Genomic DNA, 2897 nt, shown 5'->3' on the forward strand with positions numbered 1-2897 from the left:
ATTTGATCAAAGAGCAAATATTTTCGCATCGCTTCATTATAATCGTCATCGACGGTCGTTGGATCAGTTGCAGCAGTATTAACGTCGACGATCGTATCTAAGTTATGCACAACAATATCTTGGCTGAAATTGACTTTTGGCTCATCGGTGAAAGGATCAGGCGTATTTTCAAACAACTGATATTTAGTATATTCAATCACGACCTTAGGGCTGCTAAGTAGCATAAAACTAGCTTGACGAAGGCACACTTTATAGAGTTCAGTCAATACAGCACTATCCTGCTCGAATTGTTGCCCACAGTAAAGTAGGAGATCAAGTTGGTAGGTTAATGGGTGGACAAAATTAGCACTAAATAATCGCGGTGGCAGTGCACAGTTAGTATTAGCCGTGGCTCGATTTAAATTAACAATTAAAACTGTTATTTTATTTTCTAAAATTGCCAATTCTGCATTTATGTCCCGAGGATCTGCAACTGCAATCGCTTTTTCAACACGACTATTGATTTTATCTACCGCTTTAGCAAATGCAGGGGTACACGATTGTGCTCCACGTAAATTAGCCACTGAGAGATGTAGATTCAAATAATTATAATGTTGCTCAAACTGGACTCTTTGCTCTGTATGCGCGGTTATATCGTCAAAATAACCTTCTTTAGGCCAATTTGTGCACGCAGGTAGAAACATACATATAGCTATCCATAGCAATAATTTATTCATTCAATACCTTACGGCATTAATTATGCCGAACGATTGTTCTCAGATTCAGTAATATTTTCGATAAAAGGAATTGCATTTTCCACACGTAACATAGTCATGAGCTTATAAGGTTGACCAGATACTTTGAGTAAAGCAAGTGTGCGGCGTTGCGAGGTAAGCCGCTTGAATAAGAAAACAATAGCGCCAATACCCGTTGAATCAATAAAGGTTACGTTTGAAAAGTCTAAAATAATATTTTCAGAATGTTGCTCAACTAATGCTTCCAAGCTTGGCTGTAAGCTAACTACGTGCTCAGAATCAAGATCAGAAGCTAGCTTTAAAACGATAATTCCATCGTGAGGCCGTAACATGTCCATCGTTAATACTCCTAGATAATACTGAATTTGTACAGAGCATGAATATTAACGAAATATGATATTAATATTTTCGACCCTATGTTAATAATATAGACGCAGAAGTAGAAAGTGCACAAATAAAAAAACCACCCGAAGGTGGTTTATTATAATTAAAACAAGTATTAACCTAATTTAGCACGTAATGCTGAGCCAATATCTGCTAATGAACGCACTGTTGAAACACCTGCGTCTTCAAGTGCTGCAAATTTCTCGTCTGCAGTACCTTTACCGCCAGCGATAATCGCGCCAGCATGACCCATACGCTTACCTGCAGGCGCTGTAACACCGGCAATGTAAGAAACAACAGGTTTAGTCACGTTTGCTTTAATATAAGCAGCCGCTTCTTCTTCTGCAGTACCACCAATTTCACCAATCATTACGATTGCTTCAGTTTGTGGATCTTTTTCAAACAGTTCAAGTACATCAATAAAGTTAGTACCTGGAATTGGATCACCACCGATACCAACACAAGTTGATTGACCGTAGCCTTCATCTGTAGTTTGTTTTACAGCTTCATACGTTAAAGTACCTGAGCGTGAAACAATACCAATTTTACCTGGCTTGTGAATGTGACCAGGCATAATACCAATCTTACATTCACCTGGAGTGATAACACCCGGACAGTTAGGACCGATCATACGTACATTTTGTTGATCAAGTTTAACTTTAACTTCGATCATATCTACAGTCGGGATACCTTCTGTAATACAAACGATAAGCTCGATACCAGCATCAATGGCTTCTAAGATAGCATCTTTACAAAACGGTGCAGGTACATAGATAACAGACGCTGTAGCGCCTGTTGTTTCTACTGCATCACGTACTGTGTTGAATACAGGCAGACCTAAATGTGTTGTGCCGCCTTTACCAGGAGAAACACCACCAACCATTTGTGTACCGTATTCAGCAGCTTGCTCTGAGTGGAAAGTACCTTGACCACCAGTGAAACCTTGACAGATTACTTTCGTATCTTTATTAATTAAAACGCTCATTTATTTGCCCTCCGCTGCTGCAACAACTTGTTGCGCTGCATCCGTTAGGCTAGATGCTGCGATAATATTTAATCCAGATTTAGCTAAAACTTCACGGCCTAATTCTGCATTGTTACCTTCTAGACGTACAACAACTGGTACTTTCACACCCACTTCTTGTACAGCACCAACAATACCTTCAGCGATCATGTCACAACGTACTATGCCACCAAAGATGTTTACCAGTACAGCTTTAACATTTTCATCAGAAAGGATGATTTTAAATGCTTCAGCAACACGTTCTTTTGTCGCGCCGCCGCCCACATCAAGGAAGTTAGCTGGTTTACCACCATGGATGTTAACAATATCCATAGTACCCATTGCTAGGCCTGCACCGTTTACCATGCAACCAATGCTACCGTCTAAAGCAACATAGTTTAACTCAAATTTAGCAGCGTGAGCTTCACGCGCATCTTCTTGAGTTACGTCTTGCATTAAACGCAGTTTAGGTTGGCGATACAGTGCATTTGAATCGATAGTAATTTTACCGTCTAGACAAACAAGATCACCGGCACCAGTAACAATCAGTGGGTTGATTTCAAGCAAAGCCATATCTGAATCAGTAAACATTTTAGCTAGACCCATAAAGATCTGTGTAAACTGCTTGATTTGAGCACCTTGTAAACCAAGTTTGAATGCAAGTTCGCGTGCTTGATAAGGCTGAGCACCAACAAGTGGATCAATCGTTGCTTTATGAATTAACTCAGGCGTTTCTTCAGCAACAGTCTCAATATCAACCCCACCTTCCGTTGATG

At 40.0% G+C, this 2897-nt stretch carries 3 protein-coding genes and 1 pseudogene; all 4 read right to left on the reverse strand.

Features of this window, described 5'->3' with window-relative positions; genetic code table 11:
• Positions 1–716 (reverse strand): annotated as a pseudogene (locus QNK26_RS14815) (hypothetical protein); the annotation flags it as partial.
• A gap of 20 nt (positions 717–736) precedes the next feature.
• Entirely contained in the window at positions 737–1072 is a 336-nt protein-coding gene (locus QNK26_RS14820) for an STAS domain-containing protein (RefSeq protein ID WP_319224412.1), read from the reverse strand.
• Positions 1073–1233: 161 nt separating this feature from the next.
• On the reverse strand, positions 1234–2103 hold the full coding sequence (sucD, locus tag QNK26_RS14825; RefSeq protein WP_319224415.1) for a succinate--CoA ligase subunit alpha: 870 nt from the start codon (positions 2101–2103) through the stop codon (positions 1234–1236).
• Positions 2104–2897 (reverse strand): ADP-forming succinate--CoA ligase subunit beta (gene sucC / locus QNK26_RS14830; protein ID WP_319224418.1); only part of this gene is annotated, 794 nt, incomplete at its 5' end.

The organism is Moritella sp., assembly GCF_033791185.1.
In the GTDB taxonomy this organism is placed as follows: Bacteria; Pseudomonadota; Gammaproteobacteria; order Enterobacterales; family Moritellaceae; genus Moritella.